Source organism: Pseudomonas sp. 203-8 (assembly GCF_020708595.1).
Taxonomy (GTDB): Bacteria; Pseudomonadota; Gammaproteobacteria; order Pseudomonadales; family Pseudomonadaceae; genus Pseudomonas; species Pseudomonas aeruginosa.
Genome location: NZ_JAJFDF010000011.1, coordinates 104,576 through 130,337, shown reverse-complemented (window position 1 = coordinate 130,337; position 25,762 = coordinate 104,576). Strand labels below are relative to the sequence as shown.

Annotated in this window: 22 protein-coding genes; 12 read left to right on the top strand and 10 right to left on the bottom strand. The window is 68.6% G+C overall.

Annotated features, from left to right (window positions below; all coding sequences use genetic code 11):
- Positions 1–11: 11 nt before the first annotated feature.
- The 3 genes from LJF27_RS25190 to tssB form a co-directional block, all read right to left on the bottom strand.
- Positions 12–509, bottom strand: a complete 498-nt coding sequence (locus LJF27_RS25190; RefSeq protein ID WP_003089495.1) for an Hcp family type VI secretion system effector — start codon at positions 507–509, stop codon at positions 12–14.
- Positions 510–582: 73 nt separating this feature from the next.
- Entirely contained in the window at positions 583–2,067 is a 1,485-nt protein-coding gene (gene tssC, locus LJF27_RS25185; RefSeq protein WP_003089494.1) for a type VI secretion system contractile sheath large subunit, read from the bottom strand.
- Between the two features lie 22 nt (positions 2,068–2,089).
- Positions 2,090–2,635, bottom strand: a complete 546-nt coding sequence (gene tssB, locus LJF27_RS25180; RefSeq protein WP_003089493.1) for a type VI secretion system contractile sheath small subunit — start codon at positions 2,633–2,635, stop codon at positions 2,090–2,092.
- 208 nt (positions 2,636–2,843) lie between these two features.
- Here tssB and LJF27_RS25175 point away from each other — a divergent pair, with 208 nt between their 5' ends.
- The 12 genes from LJF27_RS25175 to zapE all read left to right on the top strand — a co-directional run bounded on the left by LJF27_RS25175 (position 2,844) and on the right by zapE (position 17,624).
- Positions 2,844–3,320, top strand: coding sequence for a hypothetical protein (locus tag LJF27_RS25175; protein WP_023116882.1), 477 nt, complete (start codon positions 2,844–2,846; stop codon positions 3,318–3,320).
- 59 nt (positions 3,321–3,379) lie between these two features.
- The gene (gene tssK / locus LJF27_RS25170; RefSeq protein ID WP_020750612.1) at positions 3,380–4,711 is read left to right on the top strand and encodes a type VI secretion system baseplate subunit TssK; all 1,332 of its coding nucleotides are present in this window, start codon (positions 3,380–3,382) and stop codon (positions 4,709–4,711) included.
- Between the two features lie 17 nt (positions 4,712–4,728).
- Positions 4,729–5,487 (top strand): DotU family type IV/VI secretion system protein, encoded by a 759-nt coding sequence (locus LJF27_RS25165; protein ID WP_023116881.1) that lies wholly within the window; start codon positions 4,729–4,731, stop codon positions 5,485–5,487.
- Positions 5,484–9,299 (top strand): type VI secretion system protein, encoded by a 3,816-nt coding sequence (locus tag LJF27_RS25160; RefSeq protein ID WP_023086222.1) that lies wholly within the window; start codon positions 5,484–5,486, stop codon positions 9,297–9,299. Before LJF27_RS25165 ends, LJF27_RS25160 begins: the two co-directional genes overlap by 4 nt.
- On the top strand, positions 9,296–10,396 hold the full coding sequence (tssA, locus tag LJF27_RS25155; protein ID WP_003122699.1) for a type VI secretion system protein TssA: 1,101 nt from the start codon (positions 9,296–9,298) through the stop codon (positions 10,394–10,396). Before LJF27_RS25160 ends, tssA begins: the two co-directional genes overlap by 4 nt.
- 109 nt (positions 10,397–10,505) lie before the next feature.
- Entirely contained in the window at positions 10,506–11,591 is a 1,086-nt protein-coding gene (locus LJF27_RS25150; protein ID WP_012614153.1) for a sigma-54 interaction domain-containing protein, read from the top strand.
- A gap of 235 nt (positions 11,592–11,826) precedes the next feature.
- The gene (locus LJF27_RS25145; protein WP_023116880.1) at positions 11,827–12,093 is read left to right on the top strand and encodes a hypothetical protein; all 267 of its coding nucleotides are present in this window, start codon (positions 11,827–11,829) and stop codon (positions 12,091–12,093) included.
- A gap of 159 nt (positions 12,094–12,252) precedes the next feature.
- A complete protein-coding gene (gene msuE, locus LJF27_RS25140) occupies positions 12,253–12,813 on the top strand; it encodes an FMN reductase (protein WP_003089470.1) in 561 nt (186 codons plus the stop codon).
- A gap of 9 nt (positions 12,814–12,822) precedes the next feature.
- Positions 12,823–13,968: an FMNH2-dependent alkanesulfonate monooxygenase gene (gene ssuD, locus LJF27_RS25135; protein ID WP_003104713.1), complete on the top strand. Its 1,146-nt coding sequence runs from the start codon at positions 12,823–12,825 to the stop codon at positions 13,966–13,968.
- 29 nt (positions 13,969–13,997) lie between these two features.
- Positions 13,998–15,182: an acyl-CoA dehydrogenase family protein gene (locus LJF27_RS25130; protein ID WP_003144042.1), complete on the top strand. Its 1,185-nt coding sequence runs from the start codon at positions 13,998–14,000 to the stop codon at positions 15,180–15,182.
- Entirely contained in the window at positions 15,179–16,309 is a 1,131-nt protein-coding gene (locus LJF27_RS25125; RefSeq protein WP_003111445.1) for a sigma-54 interaction domain-containing protein, read from the top strand. Before LJF27_RS25130 ends, LJF27_RS25125 begins: the two co-directional genes overlap by 4 nt.
- Positions 16,310–16,469: 160 nt before the next feature.
- A complete protein-coding gene (gene zapE, locus LJF27_RS25120; protein WP_023116879.1) occupies positions 16,470–17,624 on the top strand; it encodes a cell division protein ZapE in 1,155 nt (384 codons plus the stop codon).
- A gap of 65 nt (positions 17,625–17,689) precedes the next feature.
- Here zapE and LJF27_RS25115 read toward each other — a convergent pair whose 3' ends face one another.
- The 7 genes from LJF27_RS25115 to LJF27_RS25085 all read right to left on the bottom strand — a co-directional run bounded on the left by LJF27_RS25115 (position 17,690) and on the right by LJF27_RS25085 (position 25,433).
- Positions 17,690–18,817: a glycerophosphodiester phosphodiesterase gene (locus tag LJF27_RS25115; protein WP_003131579.1), complete on the bottom strand. Its 1,128-nt coding sequence runs from the start codon at positions 18,815–18,817 to the stop codon at positions 17,690–17,692.
- Positions 18,818–18,994: 177 nt separating this feature from the next.
- The gene (locus LJF27_RS25110; RefSeq protein WP_003111646.1) at positions 18,995–19,648 is read right to left on the bottom strand and encodes a methionine ABC transporter permease; all 654 of its coding nucleotides are present in this window, start codon (positions 19,646–19,648) and stop codon (positions 18,995–18,997) included.
- Entirely contained in the window at positions 19,632–20,741 is a 1,110-nt protein-coding gene (locus tag LJF27_RS25105) for a methionine ABC transporter ATP-binding protein (protein ID WP_078465424.1), read from the bottom strand. Before LJF27_RS25105 ends, LJF27_RS25110 begins: the two co-directional genes overlap by 17 nt.
- Positions 20,738–21,532 (bottom strand): MetQ/NlpA family ABC transporter substrate-binding protein, encoded by a 795-nt coding sequence (locus tag LJF27_RS25100; RefSeq protein WP_003115004.1) that lies wholly within the window; start codon positions 21,530–21,532, stop codon positions 20,738–20,740. The genes LJF27_RS25105 and LJF27_RS25100 overlap by 4 nt, the downstream gene beginning before the upstream one ends.
- Positions 21,533–21,563: 31 nt before the next feature.
- Positions 21,564–22,952, bottom strand: coding sequence for an LLM class flavin-dependent oxidoreductase (locus LJF27_RS25095; RefSeq protein WP_023116877.1), 1,389 nt, complete (start codon positions 22,950–22,952; stop codon positions 21,564–21,566).
- A 17-nt stretch (positions 22,953–22,969) separates the two neighbouring features.
- Positions 22,970–24,187: an SfnB family sulfur acquisition oxidoreductase gene (locus tag LJF27_RS25090; protein ID WP_012614156.1), complete on the bottom strand. Its 1,218-nt coding sequence runs from the start codon at positions 24,185–24,187 to the stop codon at positions 22,970–22,972.
- 10 nt (positions 24,188–24,197) lie between these two features.
- Positions 24,198–25,433, bottom strand: a complete 1,236-nt coding sequence (locus LJF27_RS25085; protein ID WP_229601893.1) for an SfnB family sulfur acquisition oxidoreductase — start codon at positions 25,431–25,433, stop codon at positions 24,198–24,200.
- Positions 25,434–25,762 lie beyond the last annotated feature (329 nt).

The window sequence follows — 25,762 nt, the reverse complement described above, 5'->3', positions numbered from 1 at the left end:
TCGGCGCCCGGTCACTTGACCAGCTGGTTGGCGGCCAGGTCCCAGGTCGAGGCGGCCGTGCCTTCCTTGGTGCCGTCGTCCTTCTGCGCGGTCAGCTCCCACTTGATCTTGGTGAAGTTCAGCGACAGGGTCTCCACCGGCTTGCCGCCGGCGCCGCCGCTGACGCTGACGTTGGAGAGCACCACGTTGTTCAGGGTGTAGACGATGAAGGGCATGATCTGCCCGTTGCCCTCGGCGGCGTTGCGGCCGATGGTGATGGTCGCCTCGGCGATCGGCTTGCCGGCGCAGCAATACTCGTTGAGGGTCGGGGTCGAGGTGTCGATGAACTTGGTGAGGGTGAATTCGCCGACGTGGGGTTTGCCGGAGGTGCGCTCCGAGTTGCTGACGTCGTTGGTGACCTGCATCGCCACGTTGTGGCTGTAGGACATGATTTCGATCTTGTTTTCGTAGCCGACGAGCAGGCTGTCGCCTTTGATGTCGCTGCCGAAATCGAGAATGATCGCATCCATCGCATCTGACTCCTGGAGAGGGGCTGTCTGGAACGGGAAGGGCGCCCCGCCGGCGCTGCCGGCGGGGGCGGACTCACGCCGCTACCGGCGGCGGCAGGTTGGCGACCAGGCGGATCGACGCGCTGAGTTCCTCGAGCTGGAAGTGCGGCCGGAGGAACACCGTGGCGCGGTAGGCCCCCGGTTTGCCGGCCACCTCGCTGACATCCACCCGCGCCTCGCGCAGCGGGTACTGCGCCTTGATTTCCTGCGGTGCGTTGTCGTTGATCAGCACGTAGTCGGCGATCCAGTTGTTCAGGTAGGTCTGCACGTTGTCGCGGGTCATGAAGCTGCCGACCTTGTCGCGCATGATCACCTTCAGGTAGTGGGCGAAGCGCGATGCCGCCAGCACGTACGGCAGCATCGCCGACAGGCGCGCGTTGGCGTTGGCCTCGTTGGTGTTGTAGAGCCTGGCCTTGTTGGTGGTCTGGCCGCCGAAGAACACCGCCACGTCGCTGTTCTTCTTGTGGCACAGGGAAATGAAGCCGAGATCGTTGAGTTCCTTCTCGCGGCGGTCGGTGATCGCCACCTCGGTCGGGCACTTCAGCGACAGGTCGCCGGAGCTGGTGCGGAACGTGTGCGCCGGCAGGCCCTCGACCGCGCCGCCGCCTTCCGCGCCGCGGATCGCCGCGCACCAGCCGTACTTGGCGAAGGCCTCGGTGATGCGCTGCGCCAGGACCCAGGCGGCGTTGCCCCAGAGGTACTTGGAGTGGTCGGTGCCGTTGACGTCCTCGACATAGTTCATGCCTTCCACCGGTCGCGTCTCCGGGCCGTAGGGCAGGCGCAAGAGGAAGTTCGGCAGCACCAGCGACACGTAGCGCGAGTCCTCGCTCTCGCGGAAGGCGCGCCACTTGATCAGCTCCAGGCTCTCGAAGATCTTGGTCAGGTCGCGTGGCACGGCCAGTTCGGTGAAGCTGTTCATGTCGAACAGGCGTGGGCTGGCGGCGGCGATGAACGGCGCGTGGGCAGCCGCGGCGACGTTCGACAGCTTCTCCAGCAGGCCGATGTCCTGCGGATGGCGACCGAAGGTGAAGTCGCCGATCAGCAGGCTGAAGGGGTGTCCGCCGAAGGTGCCGTATTCCTCTTCGTAGATCTTCTTGAACAGTGCGCTCTGGTCGAATTCGACCGCCTTCTCCAGGTCGTTCTGCAGTTCGTTCTTGCCGACGTTCAGCAGGCGCAGCTTGAGCCGCGCGCTGGTCTCGGTGTTGCTCACCAGTTGGTGCAGGCCACGCCAGGAGGCTTCCAGCTTCTGCAACTCGGGGTGGTGGATGATCTGGTTGAGCTGGTCGCTGATCAGCGCATCGATCTGGCTGATGCGGTCGTTGATCATCGCCACGGTGTCCTTGTCGACGGCCATGCCCTCGTCGAGGACCTGGGTGGCGAATTCCGCGAGCATGTCGCGGGCATAGTCCTGCTGGCTGTCGTCGTGGGCCATGCGGCCCTTGGCGATGATCTCGTCGAGCAGGGACAGGGTCTGGGTCGAACTCTCGCCGGATTGTTCGGCGGCGGATGACTTGGGCATGGCGGCTTCTCCGGGAAGAGGGTCAGGCCGGCTGGTCGGCCGGGGGTTCGCTGTCGCCGGCCGGGGCCGCTTCGGCTTCCGGGCGGGCCGCTTTGATTTCCTGCAGGCCTTCGGTGTTGGCCACCACGTCCTGCAGCAACTGGTCGAGGTCGTCGTTGCCGTCGAGCTTGGTCAGCAGGTCGCGCAGGCGCTGGCGCGCTTCGAACAGGCGACGCAACGGGACCACCTGCTTCACCAGGTTGACCGGGTCGAAGTCCTCGATGTGGTTGAAGCGCAGCTCGACGTTCAGCTTGCTGTCGTCGCCGCTGATGGTGTTGTCGACCTGCAGGGTGGCGCGGGGAGAGATGGAGGAGAGGATCTCGTTGAAGTTGTCGCGGTCGATGTCGACGAAACGCCGTTCGACCAGCTTCGCCGGCGGGGTATCCGGCTTGCCGGAGAGGTCGGCGAGGATGCCGACCACCAGGGGCAGCTCCTTCTTCTCGATGGCGTTGCCGATCTCGACGTCGTAGGTGATCTGCACGCGCGGCGGGCGCACCCGGTCCAGCTTGTGCTGCGTACTCTCGGCCATGGCGGCTGACTCCGATGCAATGGTGGGGGAGCAATGCATCGGGGGGATGCCCTGATCATCGCAGTCCCTTGCTGGATCACAGGCATGACAGGGAAAACGGCGCAGAACCTGTCCTTGGCGATCCCTCTGGTCCGTCACTGGCGACGAACTACAAAAGACGCTAGAACAGGTCTATGGATTTGCAAAATAAAATTTTCGTTGGACTCCCATGAAGCAAGGATGTTTCACCATATGTCGGAAACTCTCCCTGGCGCTGGCGATCCTGGCGCTGGCCGGCTGCTCGTATTTCTTCGCGCCGCGGGTCGAGTTGCAGCGGCTGACCCTGGATGTCGCCGCGCGCGCCAACGACGACTCGCCGATCGCCGTGGATTTCGTCGCGGTGAAGGATGCGGAGCTGTTCAAGGAACTGGCCGGACTGCCGGCCAGCCAGTGGTTCGCCAATCGCGAGCAGTACCGCCGCGACTACCGGCAGCAGTTCGCGGTATGGAGCCTGGAGCTGGTCCCGGGGCAGTTCATCGAGTCGGAGTCCTTCCCCTTGCGCGGCGACCGCGCAACTGGACTTTTGGTCTTCGCCGGCTATAACACACCCGGCGCGCACCGCTTGCGCCTCGACCAGCAGCAGCGCGTCTGGCTGCGTCTGGATACCCGGGAAATGCGACTGGTCAACGATCCCGCCACGCGTTAGCGGAGGGGCAGGCGAGCGACCGTCGTGCACGACAACGTAGGACGTCGAAGGGGAGTCGTATGAGTGTTCTGCCTGACGCGGTGTGCTGGCACGAAGGGATGCAACTGCTTCCCCAGCATTTCCAGTTGCAGGGATTGCGTGCCGAGGCGCTGGCGGCGCGCATCGGACAGGCCTGCAACCCTTGGTTCTGGGGAGTGACCGCCCTGGAACTGGACCCCTCTGCGTTGTGCGCCGGCCAAGTGCGGGTCCTGCACCTCGAAGCGATCCTGCCCGACGGCCTGCCGGTGAGCGTGCAGGCTGGTGTCGACGCGCCGCTGGAGTTCGATCTGGAGACAGCGCTGGCGGCCGCCGAAGGGCCGCTGCTGAACGTCCACCTGGCGGTCAGTCCGCTGTGGCGGGCGGGTCAGTTGCTGCCGCTGAAGGGCCGTCTGCAATCGCGGGTCGGCGCGCCGCTGCCGGACCTGGCCAGCGGCGAGCACCCCGAGCCGATCACCGTCTGGCGAGCGTCGCTGCGGCTGGTCGGCGACGACGGCAAGGCCGACTCCGTGTGCCTGCCGTTGCTGCGCGTGGCGAAGGAGGGCGGCGCCTACGTCAGCCTGCCCTACGTCCCGCCGACGCCACTGATCCTGCCGGAGTCGCCCCTGGGCAGACGCGTGCAGTCGCTTTGCGCGCGGGCCCGGGAGAAGGCGCTGTTCCTCGGCGGGCGCCTGCGCCTGGCGCAGCAGGCGGGCAACCAGGACGACGCGGTGGAAATCCGTCGCCAGCTTGCCGCGCTCTGGACCCGCCTGCCGGAGGTCGAAGGCCTGCTGGCAAGCCGTGCGGCCTCGCCGCTGGCCCTGCACGGCAGCCTGCTGGGCCTGGCCGGTGCCTGGGCGGCGCTCGATCCGCTGGCCGGCGTGCCGGCCTTCGAAGCGCTCGACTTCCTCGACCTGCGGCGTGGCTACGAGCCGCTGCTGGACTGGTTGGAGCGCGCCATCGAGTCGATCCGCGCGGGCTACCGCTGCCTGCCGTTCGAGCAGGAGGAACAGGTATTTTCCGTGCGCCTGCCCGATCCGGCGCCGCGTCAGCGCCTGGTGGTCGGCCTGCGGATGCCCGCCGGCGCCGGCGAACAGGCGGCGGCTGACTGGCTGGAGCGCGCCATCGTCGCCTCCGACCCGCACCTGCCGTTGCTCGCCCGGCAACGCATGAGCGGGCTGGCGCGGCAGCCGATGAATCGCCAGGAACAGGTGGCCTACAGCGTTGGCGACGACACCCGTTTGTTCGTCGTGCAGGGTGCCGGCGACTGGTTCGATGCCGGCCAGCCGCTGCGCATCGTCGCGCCGGTCAGCGGGGTCGCCAGCAGTCCCTGGCAGATCGTGCTGTTCGTCGCCGACGGCAGCGACAACACCTAGACAGGAAGGAGCCGCCAATGCCCGAAGGGAGTGCAGGGCCTTTTTCCCAGGCGTACCAGGAGCAGCCGCTCAGCACGGCATTCCGCCAGGCCTGGCAGGAATGGCTGGAGGCCTGGGGCGCCCTCGACCGGGACGCCCAGGATGTGCCACGGATGGTCGAGCGCGCCCTCGAACTGTCCACCCGCATCACCCGGCGTCTGTGGCGCAGCGCCTTCGCCAGCGTCGGCGACGCGGCGGGCGTGCAGGTCAAGGCGATGGTCTATGCCTTCGTCGCCCTGGTCGACGAGACCCTGGTCTTCAGCGCCTGGCCGGGGCAGGCCGCCTGGCAGGACAAACCGCTGGAGTCGCATCTCTACGGCAGTCGCCAGGCGGGCGAATACCTGCCGCTGGCGATCAAGCGCCTGCTCGACGAACGCGCCCCGGCCAGTCGCGACCTGGCCAACGTCTACCTGCAATGCCTGATCCTCGGCTTCCGCGGTCGCCTGCGCGGGCCGCGCGGCGAGGCGCTGCACGAGAAGTGGCGGCAGGCGTTGTTCGCCTTCGCCTGGCAGCGCGAGGCGGACGCCGCCGACCTCGGCCGTCGCCTTGAGCAGCCCGCCGCTGCGCCGCCACGGCGTCTGCCGGTGCGCGCAGCGCTGCCGGACGGCTTCCGCCTGGGCCTGGCGGTGCTCGGGCTGGTGCTGTTGATGAGCGGTATCGGACACCTGTTCTGGCGCGACATCCAGCACGAAATGGCGGCGGTGACCCACCTGGCCGATGCGGAGCAGGCGCCATGAGCGGCGCGACGCTGTTCATGCTGGTTCTCCTCCTGGTGCTGCTGGCGCTGCTGCTGGGGGCGCTGGGCTGGTGGTGGCGAACCCGCGGTGGTACGGAGATCCGCAGCTTCTACGCGGCGGTCCGGCAGATGGAGCGCGAGCAGGGCTGGCAGGGCCGCTACGAAGCGCCCTGGCTGCTGATGCTCGGCAACGAGACCGAGGGCGAGCAGTTGTGCGCCACCTGGCGCCTGCTGCCGGTGGCGCGTCCGGCCTGGTTCGGCCGCTGGTGGTCGGACGGCGAGGGGGCGATCCTGCTGGTGCCCGAGTCGGTGTTCCTGCCCGACGAGGGCCTGCGCCGGCAAAGCGGCGCCTGGCTGCGCCTGTTGCGTCTGTTCCTGCGCCTGCGCGGCAGGCGCGCGCTGGACGGGGTGGTCTGGAACATTCCGCTGGCGCGGTTGCAGGATGGCGAGCAGGCGGCCAACCTCGGCCTCGCCGCGCGCCGTCGCTACGTGGAACTGACCCAGCGCCTTGGCCTGAGCCTGCCGGTTTACGTGGTGATCACTGGCCTGGAAGACCTGCCGGGTTTTCAGGAACTTCTCGCGGCGCTGCCCGAGGAGGCGCGCGAGCGCGCCCTCGGCTGGTCCTCGCCGTTCGCCGCCGAAGCGGCCTGGCAGTCGCGCTGGTGCGAGCAGGCGCTGGAGGAAATCACCGCCACCCTGACCGAGTCGATCGTCGAACTCGGTACCTTGCGCGGCCAGGTGGACAATGAGCTGTATTGCCTGCCGCCACGCCTGGAAAGCCTCCGCGGTTCGTTGCAGGCGCTGCTCGAACCGGTCTTCCAGGGCAACGCCAGGGGCGAGGCGCCGCGCTTTCGCGGTCTCTACCTGAGCGGCAGCGAGGCGGCGGGCGCGGCAGCCGACGAAGTCCTGCCGGCGGTCGACGCGCCGCGTCGGCGCAGCAGCTTCGCCAGCCAACTGTGGGCACGGCGGATCCTTGCCGAGGAAGGCCTGGCCCAGGCGGTGCCGCGCATCCTCCAGCTGCGTCAGCGCTGGCAGCGCGGGATCGGCCTCGCCGCGTTGTGCCTGTGCCTGCTCTGGGGCGGCCTGATGACCTGGGTCTGGCGCGACGCGCTGCGCGACGCCGGTGAACTGTCGCAACTGCTGCATGGCGCCAGTGAGCGCTACCAGCCGCTCGACGACGACACTCGGCGCGCCGCCCAGGTCCGGCAGAACGTCCAGGCCTGGTGGCAACTGGTGTCACAGGCGCCGCGCTGGCGCTTCACTTCGCTGGCGTTTCCCAGTTCCTGGTTTTCCTCCCTGGATGCACGTATCGACAACGCGTATCGCCGCGTTTCCGAGCGCCTGCTGGTGCGACCGCTGCGCAGCCTGCTGGAAGGCGAGGCGAGCGACCTGCGGGCGATCCGCAGCGATGGCCAACCCGGCCTGAAGGAGGGCGACGACCCCAGCCAGTGGAAGGACTACCTGGCGGCGAAGGACCTGGTCGCCCGCGCCACTACGCTGGAGCGCCACAATCGCTTGTTCGCCCAGGCCATCGACAACCGCAGGACGCCGCTCGACGACCTTCTGCAACTGAGTAACGATGCCTTGGGCAGCAGCTACAACGCCGGCAGCCTGGCGCGCCTGGCCTATTACAACCGCACGCTGTTCGCCGAGCGTCCGGCCGATCTCGCCGCCCTCGACCTGGGCCGGGTCGCCGCCACGGCGGCGGATAACTTCCATGACCTGATGGCACGCTGGCTGAACGCCTACTTCCTCACCGACAGCCTGGAACGCACCGGCAATGCCCTGACCCAGGAACTCGCGCAGCTCGGCCAGGAACGAGACGCCACGGCGGCCCAGTTGCTGGGGATCGGCGAATTGATCAACCACCTGCAGCAACAGGTCAACCGCATCAACCTGATCTGGGGCAATGGCGTCGGCCAGGATCTCGTCCCTGGCTACCAGAACCTGCTCAAGAGCGCCCAGCAAAGCAGCTTGCTGGGAAACCGCGTGGAGGAACTGCAGAACCTCACCGTGCAGTTGCAGCAGCAGTTTCGCAGCGAATGGATCGCGCCTCCGGAGGCTGCCGGCGACGGCCTGCTGGTGAAACAGGGGGCGACGCTCAAGCTGGCCGATGACCTGCTCGGTCTGAAACGCGCCATCGATGACCTGAAGACCAAGGACTTCGTCTCCGTGGCCCTGGCGGACAAGACACTGGCGGACCACTCCTTGCTGAGCATCGACGATATCGGCGTGACTCAGGCGTTGAGCTTCTTCAACGACTTCACCGGCTACTACGAGAGCACCCTGCCATCGCTCAACCCGCGCTATCGCTATTCGGTCCTGCACGCCGCCGCCAGCGCGGCGACCGAGGCCATGTGGCAAAGCCTCGGGCCGCGCAGTCGTAGCCTGGCCAGTCGCAATGCCTCGCGTTTCGACGTGCAGGTCAAGCAGGTCCAGGTGTTGCAGGCGGCGCTGCTGGAGTTGCAGGACCTGCAGGCCGGCGCGCGCCTGCTGCTCAGCCTCAACGCGCTGGCCGTGGCCGATATCGGCCAGGCCCTGCGCGACATCGACGAGCAGGCGGTGCTGCGCGAGCCGGTCGATTTCAGCCGCTGGTCGGGCGCGCCGAATTTCGGCCTGCAGATGTTCCGCGCCCAGGACAGTGCCGAGCTGAAGCAAAGCCTGAACAGCCAGTTCAATGCCATGGCGGCCGTCGCCGAACGCCACGCCCCGGCGCTGGAGTGGTTGCAGGCGCAGCAATCCAGCCTGGCCACCGCCGACTACAACGCGTTCGTGCGCTTCAGCGCGCTCAACGCCGAACTGCAGAAATTCAAGGCCGACAACCCGGCGAGCACCGCGGCGCAGTTGGCGAAGCTGGTGGGTAACGATTTCAACCAGATGGACATCGGCAGTTGCGCCGACATTCTCAACGGCGTGCTCCTGCCGTCCAGCCGCAGCGACCTGGCGACGCGCCTGGTGGACCTGCGCCAGGGCGCGCTCGGGCGCTGCCAGTCGTTGCAACAGCAGCAGGCGGCGCAGGCCTGGAAGGACCTCGCCGACTACTTCAACCAGTACCTCGCCGGACGCTTCCCGTTCGCCTACAGCCTGGAAGCGGCCGATGCCGAGCCGGGGCGGGTGCGGCACCTGCTGCAACTGATGGAGACGCGCTTGCCGCAGGTGCGCGAAGGGCTGGCCCAGGTTCGCTCGCCGGACCTGCCGGCCGCCGAGGACTTCGTCCGCCGCCTGGAGCAGGCGCAGCGCTGGCTCGGCCCGCTGTTCGAGCGCGACAAGTCGGGCCTGCTCGGCGTCGCCCTGGACATCGACTGGCGCAGCGACCGCAGCCTGGAACGCGGCGCCGACCAGGTGATCGCCTGGAGCCTGTACTCGGGCGACCAGGAAAGCCGTTTCCCCGGCGCGCAGGACAAGGGCCTGACCTGGAATGTCGGCGATCCGCTGAAAATCATGCTGCGCTGGGCGAAGAACGGCTCGCAGCGTCCGGCAGACGACCCGCGCCAGGCCAGCCTGGCGGTGGCCGACCTCGAGGCCGGCTGGAGCTACCAGGGCTCCTGGGCGCTGTTGCGCATGATGCGCGCGCACTTCTCCCGGCAGCGCCCGCCGAACGTCGACTACACGGAGTTTCCGCTGGTCCTGCAACTGCCGGTGTATGCGCCCTACAGCCCGGAAAACGAGGCGCGGATGTTCCTCCGCCTGTCGTTGATGAGCCTGGGCGGCAAGACCCCGCTGTCCATCCAGCCGCTGCCGGTGCGCGCGCCGCAATCGCCGTTCGCGACGCTGTTGCCGGCCACCGTCGCCAGCACCGGAGGTACCCCATGACCCTGCCTCTTTCCGGCAACGCCCTGTCCCTGGAAGTGCTGCTCGAACCGATCGACCCCGGACAGGCGTGCGGCCCCAGCCTGCGCTACGACCCGGACTACGACCGCCTGCGCGAGTTGCGCCGGGAGGACGACAGCAGCCTGCCGACCGGCGTCTGGCAAGCGGAGGCCAAGCGCGCCGACTGGGCCGCGGTGGAGCAGTTGGCCAGCGAACTGTTGCAGCGGCGCAGCAAGGACCTGATGCTCGCCGCCTGGCTCGGCGAGGCCTGGCTGCAACGCGGCGGGCTGGGCGGATTGCAGCGCGCGCTGGTGCTGCTGGCGGAACTCTGCGAGCGCTACCCCGAGGAGGTGCATCCGCAAGCCCAGGACGGCGACCAGTCGTGGCGGGTGCCGCCCATCGACTGGCTGTTGCGCCGCTATGCCGAGCTGCTGCACACGCGCCTGCCGCTGATGGGGCAGGGCGCGTTCGCCGAGATCACCCTCTATGCCTGGCAGAGGTTGCAGCGCCAGCAGGTCGCCAGCGGCGACAGCAAGAGCGCCAAGGCGGCGCTGGAAGCGGCGCAACTTCAGCAGAAGAAGCTAGACGAAGCGTTGCGCGCGGAGCCCCTGGTGCAATGGCAGCGCAAGCAGGCCAGCCTGCTCGCCTGCCAGCAGCAACTACAGCGCCTGGAACAGTGGTGCGACCGCTGCCTGGGCGAACTCGCCCCCAGTTGCCAGCCATTGCGCGAGGTCATCGCGCAATGGCTGGCCTTGCTCAAGGAGTTCATCGCCATGCACCCGCAAGCGCCGCTGTCCGAAGAACAGCCCCCGGTCGCGGAGGCGGATGCCAGCGAAGGCGACGCGGACGGCGAGGAAAGCGTCCCGGCGAGCGCGCCGAGCGGGCCGGCTGGCGCGCCGACCAGTCGCGAGGACGCCTACCGGCAATTGCTGCTGATCGCTGACTACCTGGCGCGCACCGAGCCGCACAGCCCGGTTCCCTACCTGATCAAGCGCGCGGTGGAGTGGGGCAACAAGCCGCTGAGCGAGTTGCTGGCGGAGCTGATCAATGCGGACTCGGAGGCGCGCCGAGTCTGGTCGCTGCTTGGCGTACTGCCCTAATGAGCGGGGTTATATTTTTTATTCGAATATATAAATACGAATTCAGAATTTTTTAATCTATGGGTTCCTGGGGCAAGATGGGCGCACATTCCCCGGCTCGGAACCCAGCATGTCCGTCATCACCCATCCCCACGCCCGCGAGCTGACCAAATCGGTGCGCGCCACCGTGCTGGTGTTCAACGACCCCCGTTCCCGCGAGCTGCTGGAGCGCATCGAGCGCCTGGCGCCCAGCGAGGCCAACGCGCTGGTCATCGGCGAGACCGGCACCGGCAAGGAGCTGGTGGCGCGCCATATCCACGCCCTCAGCGGACGCAACGGCGGCCCGTTCGTCGCGGTCAACTGCGGTGCTTTCGCCGAGAGCCTGGTGGAGAGCGAGCTGTTCGGTCACGAGAAGGGCGCCTTTACCGGTGCGTTGCAGAGCAAGGCCGGCTGGTTCGAGGCAGCCAACGGCGGCACCCTGTTCCTCGACGAGATCGGCGACCTGCCGCCGAGCATCCAGGTCAAGCTGCTGCGCGTGCTGCAGGAACGCGAGGTGGTGCGGCTCGGTTCGCGCCGGCCGATCCCCATCGACGTGCGGCTGGTGGCGGCGACCAACGTCGACCTGGCTGACGCGGTGGTCGCCGGACACTTCCGCGAGGACCTGTTCTACCGCCTGCACGTGGCGACCATCCAACTGCCGCCGTTGCGCGAGCGCCGCGGCGATATCCTGCCGCTGGCCGAGTACTTCATCGTCGAGCACTGCCGGCGCCTCGGCTACACCAGCGCGAGCCTGAGCCCGGAAGCCGAGCGCAAGCTGCTCGGGCATTCCTGGGCGGGCAATATCCGCGAGCTGGAGAACGCCATCCACCACGCGCTGCTGGTCTGCCGCAACCGCCTGATCCAGCCGGCCGACCTGCACCTCATCGACATGCGTGCGCGCCAGGAGCCGAGCGGCTTGCGCCGCGCCCCCGAGAGCGCCGCCGGCTCGGCGCTGGAAGCGGCGCTGCAGGCACTGTTCGAGGAAAACCGCGAGGATCTCTACGAGCACATCGAGGAAACCGTGTTCCGTGCCGCCTATCGCTTCTGCCACGGCAACCAGTTGCAGACCGGACGCCTGCTGGGGATCAGCCGCAACATCGTGCGCGCCCGCCTGGAGAAGATCGGCGAGCTGGAAACCTCGCCACGGCACAACGTGGTCTCGCTGGTGGGCAAGTGAGCGGGGCGCTTTACAGTCTTTCACAATTCCCCCACAAAACCGGCAAGAACCCGGACGGCGGCTGTTCTACAACGGAGCGGTGAATCTCGTTGGCCGGACCAGGGACGTCGCCATGCCTCGCTCCGCTCGCCTGTGTCGCTCGCTCTCGGTAGCCGCTTTCCCGGCCGCGCCGAGTCCGCCCGGTCCTCCAGTCACAGCAACCTTGGTTTCCCGACCCGGCGAAGAGGATCGCTGCATGCCGTACTGTTCGCCGGAACCACTCGCCGACCTCGGCCCGCTGCTGGATTGCCTGCGCCGCTGGCCGCGCATCCGCGAGCCGCGGCCTGGGGTGTTCTACCTGGGCGACCAGCCGTTCTGCCAGTTCCATTCGCGTAATGGCCAGCGCTGGGCCGACGTCAAGCGCCGCAAGGGGCGCCTGCCGCCGTTCGTCCTGCCGCCGGGCGACCAGCATTCGGCGCGGGCATTCCAGATATTCCTGCTCCAGGCCTACAAGCTGAACTGAACTGTTGCCCGGGCAACAGTCGGACAGCAGCGCTGTTGCGTGGCTGACAGGCCGAGGCCGGAAACCCGCCGCAACTGCCCGGAAAACGCACATTTCCCCGTTGGTACGGCCCTTGCTCCAGGGCACTGCACCTAGCGCAACAGTCCACAGGGAAATCCCATGACCAGCCCCTTCAAAGTCGTCGCCGTCTCCGGCGGCACCTATCGCCCGTCCCGCACCCTGGTACTCACCCAGGCCCTGATCGCCGAGCTTGGCCAGTCGTTGCCGATCGACAGCCGGGTCATCGAGCTGACCGACATCGCCGCGCCGCTGGGCGCTACCCTGGCGCGCAACCAGGCGCCGGCGGAACTGCAGGCGGTGCTCGACGAGATCGAAAGCGCCGACCTGCTGCTGGTCGCCTCGCCGGTCTACCGTGGCTCCTATCCGGGCCTGCTCAAGCACCTGTTCGACCTGATCGACCTCAACGCCTTGATCGACACCCCGGTGCTGCTCGCCGCCACTGGCGGCACCGAGCGCCACGCGCTGGTCCTCGACCACCAGTTGCGCCCGCTGTTCAGCTTCTTCCAGGCGATCACCCTGCCCATCGGGGTCTACGCCAGCGAGGCCGACTTCGACAACTACCGGATCGTCAGCGAGCCGCTGAAGGCGCGCATCCGCCTCGCCGCCGAGCGCGCCGCGCCGCTGTTCGGCGGACGCTCCGAACTGTTGAAGATCGCCTGAGGTGCGCCGATGAACGTGTTCTGGTTCCTCCCGACCCACGGCGATGGCCACTTCCTCGGCACCAGCCAGGGCGCGCGGCCGGTCTCGCTGCCTTACCTGAAGCAGGTGGCACAGGCGGCCGACAGCCTTGGCTATCACGGCGTGCTGATCCCCACCGGACGCTCCTGCGAGGACTCCTGGGTGGTGGCCTCGGCGCTGGCGCCGCTGACCGAGCGCCTGCGCTTCCTGGTGGCGATCCGTCCGGGAATCGTTTCGCCGACCGTCTCGGCGCGGATGGCGGCGACCCTCGACCGCCTGTCCGGCGGGCGCCTGCTGATCAACGTGGTCACCGGCGGCGATCCCGACGAGAACCGCGGCGACGGCATCCATCTCGGCCACGCCGAGCGCTACGAGGTCACCGACGAGTTCCTTCGGGTCTGGCGGCGCGTCCTGCAGGGCGAGGCGGTGGACTTCCACGGCAAGCACATCCACGTGGAGAACGCCAAGGCGCTCTATCCGCCGCTGCAACGGCCGTATCCGCCGCTGTACTTCGGCGGTTCCTCGGAGGCCGCCCACGAACTGGCCGGCGAACAGGTGGACGTCTACCTGACCTGGGGCGAGCCGTTGCCGGCGGTGGCGGCGAAAATCGCCGACGTGCGCCAGCGAGCGGCTCGCCATGGGCGTACGGTGAAGTTCGGCATCCGCCTGCATGTGATCGTCCGCGAAACCGCCGAAGAAGCCTGGCGCGCCGCGGACAGGCTGATCGAACACATCTCCGACGAGACCATCGCCGCCGCGCAGCAGTCCTTCGCCCGTTTCGACTCCGAAGGCCAGCGACGCATGGCCGCGCTGCACGGCGGCCGCCGCGATCGCCTGGAGATCCAGCCGAACCTCTGGGCCGGGGTCGGCCTGGTGCGCGGCGGCGCCGGCACCGCGCTGGTCGGCGATCCGCGGCAGGTGGCGGAGCGCATCGGGGAATACGCCGAGCTTGGCATCGACAGCTTCATCTTCTCCGGCTATCCGCACCTGGAAGAGGCCTACCGCTTCGCCGAACTGGTCTTCCCGCTGCTGCCCGAACCCTACGCCAGCCTGGCCGGCCGTGGGCTGACCAACCTGACCGGGCCGTTCGGCGAAATGATCGCCAACGACGTGCTGCCGGCTCGCGCCGGCGCTTGAGCAGCCGGGCCCCCGAGGAGAAACCCCCTGTGAATGCGAAGACCCGCCCCGAGGCGCAAACGCCGTTGCAGATCGCCCGGCGCCTGGCCGCCGATTTCGCCGAGAACGCCGCCGAGCGCGACGTCGCCGGCGGTACCCCGAAGGCCGAGCGCGACGCGTTGCGCCGCAGCGGCCTGTTGTCGCTGATCATCCCGCGCGAATACGGCGGCCTGGGGGCGAGCTGGAGCGAAACCCTGCAAACCGTGCGCGAACTGGCCCGGGTCGACAGCTCGATCGCCCACGTCTATGGCTTCCAGCACCTGATGCTGGCCACCGTACGCCTGTTCTCGCGGCCCGAGCAATGGCAGCCGTGGTTCGAGCTGACCGCGCGCAACCGCTGGTTCTGGGGCAACGCGCTGAACCCGCTGGACAACCGTACCGTGGCCCGGCGCTTCGACGGCTGGCGCGAGTTCTCCGGGAAGAAGAGCTTCTGCTCCGGCGCCCGCGATTCGGAGATGCTCATCGCCTCGGCACTGGACGGCGAGGGCGGGGCGCTGCTGATTGCCGCCATCCCCACCGCGCGCAGCGGTATCAGCCTGGGCCAGGATTGGGACAACATGGGCCAGCGGCAGACCGACAGCGGCAGCGCGATCTTCGAGCGGGTGCGGGTGGAGGAGAGCGAGTTGCTGCTCGATCCCGGGCCGCTGAGCACGCCGTTCGCCTGCCTGCGGCCGCTGATCGCCCAGTTGATTTTCACCGAGGTGTTCCTCGGCATCGCCGAAGGCGCCTTCGAGGAGGCTCGCCAGTACACCCTGCGCGAAGCGCGACCGTGGTTCCGCTCCGAGGTCGCCGAGGCCAATGCCGACCCCTATGTGCTGGCGCGCTACGGCGAATTCTGGGTCGGCCTGGAAAGCACCCGGGCGCTGGTCGAGCGCGCCGCGCAGCGCCTCGACGCCGCCTGGTCCAAGGGCCCGGCGCTGGACGCCAGCGAGCGCGGCCAGTTGGCCCTGGCCATCGCCGCCGCCAAGGTCGCCGCGACGCGCAACGGCCTCGACCTGTGCAACCGCATGTTCGAAGTCACCGGCGCCCGCTCCACTCACGCCGCCCTGCGCCTGGACCGCTACTGGCGCAACCTGCGCACCCAGACCCTGCACGACCCGCTGGACTACAAGATCCGCGAGCTGGGCGACTGGGCGCTGAACCAGACACCGCCGCAACCGACCTTCTACTCATGAACGCTTCTACCCGTACTCCCGACCGGCTGCTGACGCTGCCACGTTCGCCGAACCTGGCGACCTCGATCCGCGCCACCGCCCAGGTCTTCGAGGATCCGAAGTCCCAGGCCCTGCTCGAACACCTGCGCCAGGTGGCGCCGAGCGAGGCCAGCGTGCTGGTGATCGGCGAGACCGGCACCGGCAAGGAACTGGTGGCGCGGCATATCCACAACCTCAGCGCGCGGCGCAACGGCCCGTTCGTGGCGGTCAACTGCGGGGCCTTCTCCGAGTCACTGGTGGAAGCCGAGCTGTTCGGCCACGAGAAGGGCGCCTTCACCGGCGCCCTGGCGGCCAAGGCCGGCTGGTTCGAGGAGGCCAACGGCGGCACCCTGTTCCTCGACGAGATCGGCGACCTGCCGATGCCGATCCAGGTCAAGTTGCTGCGCGTGTTGCAGGAGCGCGAGGTGGTGCGCCTGGGGTCGCGCAAGAGCATCCCCATCGACGTACGCGTGCTGGCGGCGACCAACGTGCAACTGGAGCGGGCGATCAATGCCGGGCACTTCCGCGAGGACCTGTACTACCGGCTCAATGTCGTCAGTCTCGAACTGTCGCCGTTGCGCGAGCGACCCGGCGACATCCTGCCGCTGACCCGCCACTTCATCGCCGAATACAGCCGTCGCCTGGGCTACGGCCAGAGCCAGTTGAGCCCGGAGGCGGCGCAGAAGTTGCGTGCCTATTCCTGGCCGGGGAACATCCGCGAGCTGGAGAACGTCATCCACCATACCTTGCTGATCTGCCGCGACGGGCTGATCCGCGCGGATGACCTGCACCTGTCCAACCTGCGCCTGGAGCGTGGCGAGGAGCTGGCGCGCGGGGGCCCGGCGAGCGGCGCCGCCGAGCACTTGTTGCAGCAGGCTTTCCAGCGTCTGTTCGAAGAGCAGGGCGAGAACCTCCATGGGCGGGTCGAAGATGCCCTGCTGCGCGCGGCGTACCGTTTCTGCCACGGCAACCAGGTGCATACCGCCAACCTGCTGGGACTCAGCCGCAACGTCACGCGCACGCGGCTGATCGCCATCGGCGAGCTGGTGGTGAACAAGCGCGGTGGCCAGCGGATCGATGGCGAGCGGGCGGTGCGGTTGTCGATCTGACTTCAGGCGCTCGGATAAGCGCAAGCGGTTATTCGGCCAACCTCCCGCGACTATCCGCCGTGCCGGCGCTGCGGCATTCGCCCAAACCCAGCCGGGCGCAGTAGACTCGGCGCTTTGCGGAGCGTCTGGCTCCGCGCTCTGCGCCAGGTGGAACTGCCCGATGCCCGATACCTCTCCCGATCTGCCGGCCATGTCGCCGCTCGCCGCCTATCGTCAGGCCGTGGAACAGCGCGGTTTCGCTCCCGACGAGGCGCAGCGGCGTGCAGCCGAGGCGCTGGAGCGTTGTTTCCAGGCCCTGCACGAAGCTCACCGCCACGGCGCGATCCAGGGCGTCTACCTGTGGGGGCCGGTGGGGCGCGGCAAGACCTGGCTGATGGATCACTTCTACCAGTGCCTGCGCGTGCCCGCGCGGCGCCAGCACTTCCACCACTTCATGCAATGGGTGCACCAGCGCCAGTTCGAACTGACCGGCACCGCCGACCCGCTGCGCGCCCTGGCCCGCGAGTTGGCGCGGGACGTGCGGGTGCTGTGCTTCGACGAGCTGTTCGTCAGCGATATCGGCGACGCCATCCTGCTCGGCAGCCTGCTGCGCATCATGTTCGAGGAGGGCGTGGTGCTGGTCGCCACTTCCAACCAGCCGCCGGAGCAGTTGTACGCCGACGGCTTCAACCGCGAACGCTTCCTCCCGGCGATCGAGGCGATCCAGCAGCACATGACGGTGGTCGCGGTGGATGGCGGCGAGGACCACCGCCTGCATCCCGGCCGGGCCGAGCAACGCTACTGGGTGGTGGAGGCGGGGCAGGCGGGCGGTTTCGCCGAACTCTTCGCGCGCCTGAGCGCCGGCGAAGTGGTGTCCGCGCAGCCCATCGAGCTGGGGCACCGCCCGCTGGCGGTGCGCCGGCACAGCGAGTCGGTGCTCTGGTGCAGCTATGCGCAGCTCTGCGAGGTACCGCTGTCGGCGCTGGACTTCATCGGCCTTTGCGACCGCTACCGGGCGATCCTGATGGACGACCTGCCGTGCCTGAGCGCCAGCCAGCGCGAAGGCCGCATAGCCCGTGGCACCGAGGACGGCGCGCAACTGGTGGAGGCGGGGGATCGCGAATTGCCGCAGTTGTCGGTGCACGACGACGGCGTGCGGCGCTTCATCGCCCTGGTGGACGAATGCTACGACCGCAAGGTGCCGCTCTACCTGGAGGCCAGGGTACCGTTGGAGGCACTTTATACCGAGGGCTACCTGGCCTTCGCCTTCCGTCGCACCCTCAGCCGGCTGCGCGAGATGCAGCTGGCACGCTTCGGCAGCGACAGCGCCGGCTAGCGCCGCGCCGCCCAAGCGGGAACTGCGGATGGCCGCCCGCGCTCATCCGCCGGCCAGGCCGAGGCTCAGTAGCCGTGCCGGCGCAGCAGCGCGTCCATGTCTTGCGCCGCCGGGCGGCCCTGGAACTTCAGCAGTTCCGAGGTGCGGTTGGTGAAGAAACCGTCGACGCCGGCCGCGCCTAGGGCCTTGAAGTCTTCCGCCGAGTCCACCGAGTAGGCATGGATGAACAACCCGCGCGCGTGGGTCATGCGGTTCATCCAGGGTTTCACCAGGTCGGCGTAGCTCTGTTCGCCGCGTTCGCTGAGGGTCGCCGAGGGCCCGGTGCCCAGCGCGCCGTGGGCCTTGGCCCAGTCCAGCCAGGCGCCGAACTCGGCTTCGGACTTCACTTCCTGCCTGGCGTAGAAGGCCGCCTTGTCGGTTTCCCCGGATTCCTTGAAGGTCACTGGCGAACGGGCTTCCAGGTAACCGTCACCGAGCCACAGCAGGAGAATCTTCGGCACTTGCGGCATGCTTTCTTGCAGCAGTTCCAGGCTGCTCTTCTCGAAGGTCTGCAGGATCACCCGGCCATTGCCGTGGGCCACGTCGACATGCCCGGCGGCGGCGCGCTCGCGAGGTTGCAGCCAGCCGCGGCGTTCCAGCAGCTTGCGCAGGTCGTCTTCGATGCCGGGGAATTGCGCCGGTACCTTGGTCTCCAGGTACAGGCCCGGCTTGTTGGCGCCGCCCTCGGCGATGTCGAGCATCTCGTCGAGGGTGAGGATGCGCAGGCCGACGAAGCCGGGCCGGGCGCGCTCGGGGAAGGCGCGATTGAACCAGGAGCCGGCGTCCAGGCGCTTGAGTTCGGCGAGAGTGAAGCTGCTCACCGGGTCCTTGGCGCGTCCCGGGAAGACCTCGGCGACGTCGGTGGTGCGCTCCAGGGTGTCGTCGTGGAGGGCGACCAGTACGCCGTCGCGGCTGCGCTGCACGTCGGCTTCCAGGTAGTCGGCGCCGAGGTCGCGGGCCAGCAGGTAGGCCGCGGCGGTTTCCTCGGGGGCGTCGTACGAGGCGCCGCGGTGGGCGATGACCGCCGGCCAGGGCACGCCGGCGGCGGCGCTGAGGGCCTTGCCGGACGGCTCCGCGGCCTGGGCGGCGAGCCCCGCCGTCAGGCCGAGGAAGCCCAGGGTCTTGAATGTTCCTTGCCAGAATCTTTGCCGCATGAGGCGCCTTTCCTTCTTTCTTTTTCACGGGATTGCCGACCAGTCTGGCGTCGCCGGATGACCGCAGGACGACAGATACAGGTCTGTCCGGCGCGGGGAAAGATGCGCTGTCGCGGCGACGCTGGTTCCTGTCGCCCTCGGCAAAGCGCCAGCCCTCCCAGGCCGGGAGGGCGGATTCTACAGGCGTTTGTTCAGCAGGCGGGCCAGGCGGTCGCCGCCGAACTGGATCAACGTGACCAGCAGCACAAGGACGATGATCACGGTGAGCATCACCTGGGTGTCGAAGCGCTGGTAGCCGTAGCGGTAGGCCAGGTCGCCCAGGCCGCCGGCACCGATCGCGCCGGCCATGGCCGAGGAATTGATCATGGTCACCAGGGTGATGGTGAAGCCGCCGACGATGCCCGGTCGCGCCTCCGGCAACAGTACGTTGCAGATGATGTGGCGGCGTTCGCAGCCCATCGCCTGGGCCGCCTCCACCAGGCCGTGGTCGACTTCGCGCAGGCTGACCTCGGCGATCCGCGCGAAGAACGGCGTGGCGGCGATGGTCAGCGGCACCACCGCGGCCCAGACGCCATAGCTGGTGCCGACGATCATCCGGGTAAAGGGAATCAGCGCCACCATCAGGATCAGGAAGGGTACCGAGCGCAGCACGTTGACCAGACCGCCCAGGATGCGATTGAGCAGGCGCGCCTCGAAGATCCCGCCCGGCCCGGTGGTGACCAGCACCAGGGCCAGCGGGATACCCACCAGCAGGACGATGGCGGAGGACGCGCCGATCATCAGCAGCGTATCGAGGAAACCTTGCCAGAGCCGTTCAAGCATGGGCGACATGGCCGAGCACCTCCACCTTGTCCGCCACCAGCGCGGCCTTGGCCAGCACGCCGGGAAGCTCGCCGGGCGGCGCGCCGACCTGTAGCAGCAGGCGCCCCAGGGCGCGGCCCTGGATACGCTCTATGCCGCCGTGGAGCAGGTCGACGCGCTGGCCGATGGCCCTGGCGATGGCCAGCAGGTCCGGCACCCGTCGGCTGGCGCCGGTGTACTGGAGATCGAGCAGCACCGGGTCGCCGGCGCCGGGAGCCTGGCGCAGGCGCGCCTGGAGGTCGGCCGGGAGGGCGGCGCGCAGGCTGCCGAGCAGGCTTCGGGTGACGGCATGGCGCGGATCGCCGAAGACTTCCCAGACTTCGCCCTGTTCGACGATGCGGCCGCATTCGAGGACCACCACGCGGTCGCAGATCTCGCGGATGACCGCCATCTCGTGGGTGATCAGGACGATGGTCAGGCCCAGCCGGCGGTTGATGTCGCGCAGCAGCGCGAGGATCGCCTGGGTGCTCTCCGGGTCCAGCGCCGAGGTGGCTTCGTCGCAGAGCAGTATCTGCGGCTGGTGCACCAGCGCGCGGGCGATGCCGACGCGCTGTTTCTGCCCGCCGGAGAGCTGCGCCGGATAGGCGTCGCGTTTTTCCTCCAGACCGACCAGTTGCAGCCGCCCGGCGACCCGCTCCTCGATCCGTGCCCGGGGCACCCCGGCCACCCGCAGCGGCAGGGCGATGTTCTGCCACACGGTCTTGGCCGACATCAGGTTGAAGTGCTGGAAGATCATGCCGATGCGTCGGCGCAGGGCGACCAGGCGCTGGCCGTCGTAGCCGCCGATGTCTTCGTCGTCGATCAGCACCTGCCCCTCGCTGGGACGCTCCAGGCGATTGAGGGTGCGGATCAGCGAGGACTTTCCGGCGCCGCTGCGGCCGATGATGCCGAACACTTCGCCGCGGCGGATTTCCAGGTCGATCTCCCGCAGGGCCTGGACTCCACCGGGGTAGCGCTTGCCCAGGCCGTGGAGACGGATGTGCGGCGTGGAGGCGCGCGTGTCGGGCGCCGTCGGGAACGGTTCGAGGGGCAGCAGGCTCGGGGGAACGGTCATGGCCGTCACTCCCAGCCCGGCTGGTACAGCGTGCCATGGGCCTTGTCCAGCGCGGCGCGGACCACCGGTGAATGCTGGTAGATGTCGACGAAGCGCGCCAGGCGGCCGTCGCGGTCCTGGTAGTCGCCGCGGGTGACGAACTGGATCACGTATTCCCGGTTGTCGATCCCGTCGAACAGCAGTGCCCGGGTCGGGTCGATGGTCCCGGCCAGGCGCAGGTAGTGCGGGTAACCCTGGGCCAGGTCGAAATCGTCGAGGGCGCGCGCCAGTTGCACCGCCTCCAGCTCGGTGATGCGGATGTCCTTCGGGTTGTCGACGATATCGTCGAGGGTCGCCTTGTAGCCGACGCCGTCCCTGAGCTTCAGCAGGCCGGCCTTCTGTAGCAGTTGCAGGCCGCGGCCGCCATTGATCGGGTCGTTGGCGATGGCCACGCTGGCGCCTTCCGGCAACTCTGCGAGGCTGGCGTAGCGCTTCGAATAGAGCCCGACGTTGTTGATGATCCCCGGCGCGAACGGCTTCAACTGGAAGCCGCCTTCGCGGTTGGCGTTTTCCAGGAAGGGCACGTGCTGGAAGTAGTTGGCGTCGATGTCGCCCTGGGCGAGGGTGATGTTGGGGGCGTTCCAGTCGCTGAACTCGACCAGTTCGACCTTCAGTCCCTGCTTGCCGGCTTCGCTCACGGCGACTTCCAGCGGCGGGGCGAAGGCGGCGGTGGTGCCGATCTTCAGCGGGGCGTCGGCGGCCTGGGCCGGGCCGCTGCCGAGGAGGACGGCCAGGCTCAGGGTTTTCAGGGTGTTCAGCATGGTGGGCTCCTGAACGAAAGGGAAAGTGGGGTCAGGCCTGGCGCTGGCGCGCGGCCGGGGGCTGGCGGAAGGCGGCGCCGGCGTGTTCCGCCTGCAGGCGCGCGCGGCCGCCGCCGAAGAGCTTCTCCCGCAGGGTGCCGGGAGCGTAGGCGGTCTTGTAGCTGCCGCGTGCCTGCAACTCGGGCACCACCAGGTCGATGAAGTCGGCGTAGCTCTCCGGCTCCACGGTGCGGGTCAGGTTGAAGCCGTCCAGGCCGGTATCGGCGATCCAGCCTTCGAGGTCGTCGGCGACCTGGCGCGGGTCGCCTACCAGGGTCACGTAGCGGCCGCCCAGGGCCAACTGGTCGAGGAGCTTGCGCACGGTGGAGTCGGTGCGCGCCACGGTGAGGTTCTTCACCACCGACTCGATGGCGTTGTTCTTCTCGTAGCGGATCGGCTCGTCGAGTCCGTAGCGCGACAGGTCGATGCCGCTGGAGCTGGCGAAGTGCGCCAGGCCGGCCTCGGGGCTGGCGTAGCGGCGGTACTCGGCATGCTTGTCGCGGGCCTCGGTCGCGGTGGCGGCGACGATCACGTTGATGCCCATGAAGATCCTGATGTCCTCGGCGCGACGGCCGGCGCCGACCACCGCCGCGCGGATGCGCTGCACCAACTGGCGGGTGGCCTCGCGGGTCTGTCCGGAGACAAACACGCATTCGGCGTGGCGCGCGGCGAAGGCCAGGCCACGCTCCGAGGAGCCGGCCTGGAACAGCACCGGGGTGCGCTGTGGAGAGGGCTCGGCGAGGTGGTAGCCCTCGACCTGGTAGAACTCGCCATGGTGGCGGATCTTGTGGATCTTCTCCGGCCGCGCGTAGACCCGTCGCTGGCGGTCGGCGAGCACCGCGTCGTCTTCCCAGCTGCCCTCCCAGAGCTTGTAGAGGACCTCCAGGTACTCGTCGGCGCGGTCGTAGCGGCGGTCGTGCTCGATCTGCGCGGACTGGCCCATGGCCTTGGCCGCGCTTTCCAGGTAGCCGGTGACGATGTTCCAGCCGATCCGCCCGTCGCTCAAATGGTCGAGGGTCGAGAGCCGCCGGGCGAACGGGTAGGGCGCCTCGTAGGTGAGGTTGGCGGTGACGCCGAAACCCAGGTGCTCGGTGACCCCGGCCATGGCCGAGACCAGCATCAGCGGGTCGTTCACCGGCAACTGGACGGCTTCGCGGGCGGTCACCTCGATGCCGCCCTGGTAGACGTCGTAGACGCCGAGGATATCGGCGATGAACAGGCCGTCGAACAGGCCGCGCTCCAGCAGCCGGGCCAGCTCGGTCCAGTGGCGCAGTTTGCGGTAGTCGCTGGAGCGGTCGCGTGGGTGGGTCCAGAGGCCGTGGTTGATATGGCCGACGCAATTCATGCTGAAGGCGTTTAGGAGAATCTGCTTCTTGCTCATGGCGGTTCCTTCGGCGTTCAGAGCGTGCCGCGGCGTGGCGGCAGGCGGCCGTTGAGGTAGTAGTCGCCGACCGCGTGGTACTTCCAGCGCACCGGGTCGTGCAGGGTGTGTACGCGGGCGTTGCGCCAGTGGCGGTCGAGACCGAGTTCGGCGAGACAGGCGCGGCTGCCGCCAAGCTCGATCAGCTTGCTGCCGGCCAGCAGGGCGACCTCGGTGGTCAGCGCGCGGGCTTCGGCGACGGCGATCGAGGCGGCCGCCACGCTTTCCGCGTCCGGCTCGGCGGTGGCCCGGTCGAGCACCCGCCCGGCACGCTCCAGCAGCGCTTCGGCGGCGTGCAGGCGGATCGCCAGGCGGCCGATCTCGTGGATGGTCAGTGGGTCGGCGCTGGCCTTGTCGACGCCGGAGTCGACCCAGGGCCGGGCGCGCTCGCGGACGAAACGCAGGGTGTCCTCGAAGGCGCCGCGGGCGATCCCGGCGTCGATCGCCGCGTGGAGGATCTGTGCCAGCGGGCCGACGGTGGTCGGGCGCTCGAAGGCGTCCTGGAACGAGACCACGTCCTCGGCGGCCACCGCTACCCGGTCGAACAGCGCCGAACCGCTGCCGGTGGTGCGTTGACCGAAGCCGGACCAGTCGTCGACGATTTCCAGCCCGGCGCTGTCGCGCGGGACGAAGGCCAGTTGCTGGCGGCCCTCGTCGTCCACCGCCAGGGTCGGCACCCGCTGCGCGTAGAGTGCGCCGGTGCAGTAGAACTTGCGCCCGTCCAGGCGGTAGCCGTCGCCGTCGGCGCGCAGGCGGGTACGGCGCTCGCTGGCGGTACGCGTGCCGATCTCGGCCAGGGCGTTGCCGAAACGCTCGCCGGCCAGGGCGGCGCCGAACAGGCGACCTTTCTGCGCCGGCGAGCCGTTCACCCGCAGCACTTCGAGGGCGTAGAAATGGTTCTGCGGAATCTGCCCCAGGGAACTGTCGGCGGCGCTGACGATCGCCACCACCTTCGCCAGGGTCACCCGCGAGACGCCGGCCCCGCCGTATTCGCGGGGCACCGCGATGCCCCACAGGCCGGAGCGGGAGAACAGTTCCAGTTCTTCCAGCGGCAGGCGCCGCTCGCGGTCGCGCTGGATGCTTTCGCGGGCGAACAGGGCGGCCAGCTCGCGGGCCGTTTCCAGGGCTTCGTCGTCGCTGCCGATGCGATGGGCAGCGGCCGTGGGATTGTCGCGCGTAGCGTGTGCGAGGCTCATCGGGCGCTCCTCAGATCCATGAGTGACGCGCCGGACGGGCGCCGTTCAGGTAGTAGTCGCCGACCGCGTGGACTTTCCAGCGCACCGGGTCGTGCAGGGTATGGGTGCGGGCGTTGCGCCAGTGCCGGTCGAGGTTGAACTCGGCGAGCGTGGCACGGCTGCCGGCCAGCTCGAAGAGCTTCTCGCTGGCGGCCAGGCTGATCTCGGTGCTCAGCACCTTGGCCTCGGCCACGGCGATCGAGGCGCGTGCCGCCGACTCGGCGTCCACCGGCCGCGCGGCCACTTCGTCGAGGACCTGGCCGGCCTTCTCCAGCAGGGCGTTGGCGGCGTGCAGCTCGATTTGCAGGCGGCCGACCTCGGCGATGCTGTAGAGCTCATCGCTGGCGCGTTCGACCTGGGCGTCGATCCAGGGCCGGCTGCGTTCGCGGACGAAAGCCTGGGCGTCGTCCAGCGCCGCCTGGGCGATGCCGGCGTCGATGGCGGCCTGGATCAGTTGCGAGACGGCGCCCTGGAGGCTCGGGATCTCGGCCAGCAGGCCGTTGTGGATCAGCATGTCGCCGGCTACCGGAACCTCGTCCAGCAGTACCGTGCCGCTGGCGGTGGTGCGCTGGCCGAAGCCGGACCAGTCGTCGACGATGCGCAGGCCAGGAGCGCCGCGCTCGACGAAGAGCATCACCGCGCGCTCTTCCTCGTCGATGGCCTTGACCGCCACCCAGTGGGCGAACAAGGCGCCGGTGGAGTAGAACTTCTCGCCGCTGACCCGGTAGCCGTCGCCGTCGCGACGGACCCGCGCCTTCAGCTCCAGGGTGTGGCGGGTATTGCGCTCCGGGCCGGCGTTGGCCAGCCGGCGGCCGTCGAGGGTGCCACGGAACAGCTTGCGTTTCTGCGCCGGGCTGGCGACGTTGTCGATCACGCTGAGCAGGCCGAACTGGTTCTGCGGAATCTGTCCGAGGGCCGGGTCGGCGGCACAGATGACACGGAACACCTCGGCCAGGGTCACATGGGAAACCTGCGCGCCGCCATGGGCGCGGGGAATGCCGATGCCGCCCAGGCCGAGGCGGGTGAAGAGTTCCAGTTCCTGCCAGGGCAGGCGTCGTTCGCGGTCGCGTAGCGCCGCTTCGCGACGGGCCAGTCCGGCTACCTCGTGGGCGGCCTGCAACGCCTGGGCGTCGTTCTCGATGAGGCGTGCCGGGAGTAGCCGGGGCGCCTGGTCACGAAGATCCTTGGGTGCGGTTTCGTCGGTCATGGTTCAGCCTTGCAGCGTGGTGGTTCCGCCAGCGGCATCGGTGTGGCGCGGCTCGCGGGTTCGGTGGTGCGGGTGGTACGCCTGGAGGAGGGAGGGGAAACAGGCGGTAACGACATGCTCGCTGGGCACCTCTGGCAGTTCGGATAGGTGGCTGGCGCGATCGCCAAGCCTCTGCCGGGTCTGTTTGCACAAGCCGTGCCGTTTGCTAATCCATAGAAAAATCAAAGATTTGGAGGTTTTCTCCAACAGTTTCTGCTGGTCCGCGGGCGCTGCCTGTTGCTCCGCTGTTGCCAGGGCAACAGTTACTGGCGGATTACAGCCGGATGCCG

What these genes read in the sequence shown, in the direction of transcription:
- tssC (WP_003089494.1), bottom strand. Translation starts at nt 2,067, where the DNA reads ATGCCCAAGTCATCCGCCGCCGAACAATCCGGCGAGAGTTCGACCCAG.
- LJF27_RS25150 (WP_012614153.1), top strand. Translation starts at nt 10,506, where the DNA reads ATGTCCGTCATCACCCATCCCCACGCCCGCGAGCTGACCAAATCGGTG.
- LJF27_RS25090 (WP_012614156.1), bottom strand. Translation starts at nt 24,187, where the DNA reads ATGAGCCTCGCACACGCTACGCGCGACAATCCCACGGCCGCTGCCCAT.
- msuE (WP_003089470.1), top strand. Translation starts at nt 12,253, where the DNA reads ATGACCAGCCCCTTCAAAGTCGTCGCCGTCTCCGGCGGCACCTATCGC.
- LJF27_RS25115 (WP_003131579.1), bottom strand. Translation starts at nt 18,817, where the DNA reads ATGCGGCAAAGATTCTGGCAAGGAACATTCAAGACCCTGGGCTTCCTC.
- ssuD (WP_003104713.1), top strand. Translation starts at nt 12,823, where the DNA reads ATGAACGTGTTCTGGTTCCTCCCGACCCACGGCGATGGCCACTTCCTC.
- LJF27_RS25175 (WP_023116882.1), top strand. Translation starts at nt 2,844, where the DNA reads ATGAAGCAAGGATGTTTCACCATATGTCGGAAACTCTCCCTGGCGCTG.
- LJF27_RS25095 (WP_023116877.1), bottom strand. Translation starts at nt 22,952, where the DNA reads ATGAGCAAGAAGCAGATTCTCCTAAACGCCTTCAGCATGAATTGCGTC.
- LJF27_RS25100 (WP_003115004.1), bottom strand. Translation starts at nt 21,532, where the DNA reads ATGCTGAACACCCTGAAAACCCTGAGCCTGGCCGTCCTCCTCGGCAGC.
- tssK (WP_020750612.1), top strand. Translation starts at nt 3,380, where the DNA reads ATGAGTGTTCTGCCTGACGCGGTGTGCTGGCACGAAGGGATGCAACTG.
- LJF27_RS25145 (WP_023116880.1), top strand. Translation starts at nt 11,827, where the DNA reads ATGCCGTACTGTTCGCCGGAACCACTCGCCGACCTCGGCCCGCTGCTG.
- LJF27_RS25160 (WP_023086222.1), top strand. Translation starts at nt 5,484, where the DNA reads ATGAGCGGCGCGACGCTGTTCATGCTGGTTCTCCTCCTGGTGCTGCTG.
- LJF27_RS25085 (WP_229601893.1), bottom strand. Translation starts at nt 25,433, where the DNA reads ATGACCGACGAAACCGCACCCAAGGATCTTCGTGACCAGGCGCCCCGG.
- tssB (WP_003089493.1), bottom strand. Translation starts at nt 2,635, where the DNA reads ATGGCCGAGAGTACGCAGCACAAGCTGGACCGGGTGCGCCCGCCGCGC.
- tssA (WP_003122699.1), top strand. Translation starts at nt 9,296, where the DNA reads ATGACCCTGCCTCTTTCCGGCAACGCCCTGTCCCTGGAAGTGCTGCTC.
- zapE (WP_023116879.1), top strand. Translation starts at nt 16,470, where the DNA reads ATGCCCGATACCTCTCCCGATCTGCCGGCCATGTCGCCGCTCGCCGCC.
- LJF27_RS25190 (WP_003089495.1), bottom strand. Translation starts at nt 509, where the DNA reads ATGGATGCGATCATTCTCGATTTCGGCAGCGACATCAAAGGCGACAGC.
- LJF27_RS25165 (WP_023116881.1), top strand. Translation starts at nt 4,729, where the DNA reads ATGCCCGAAGGGAGTGCAGGGCCTTTTTCCCAGGCGTACCAGGAGCAG.
- LJF27_RS25125 (WP_003111445.1), top strand. Translation starts at nt 15,179, where the DNA reads ATGAACGCTTCTACCCGTACTCCCGACCGGCTGCTGACGCTGCCACGT.
- LJF27_RS25110 (WP_003111646.1), bottom strand. Translation starts at nt 19,648, where the DNA reads ATGTCGCCCATGCTTGAACGGCTCTGGCAAGGTTTCCTCGATACGCTG.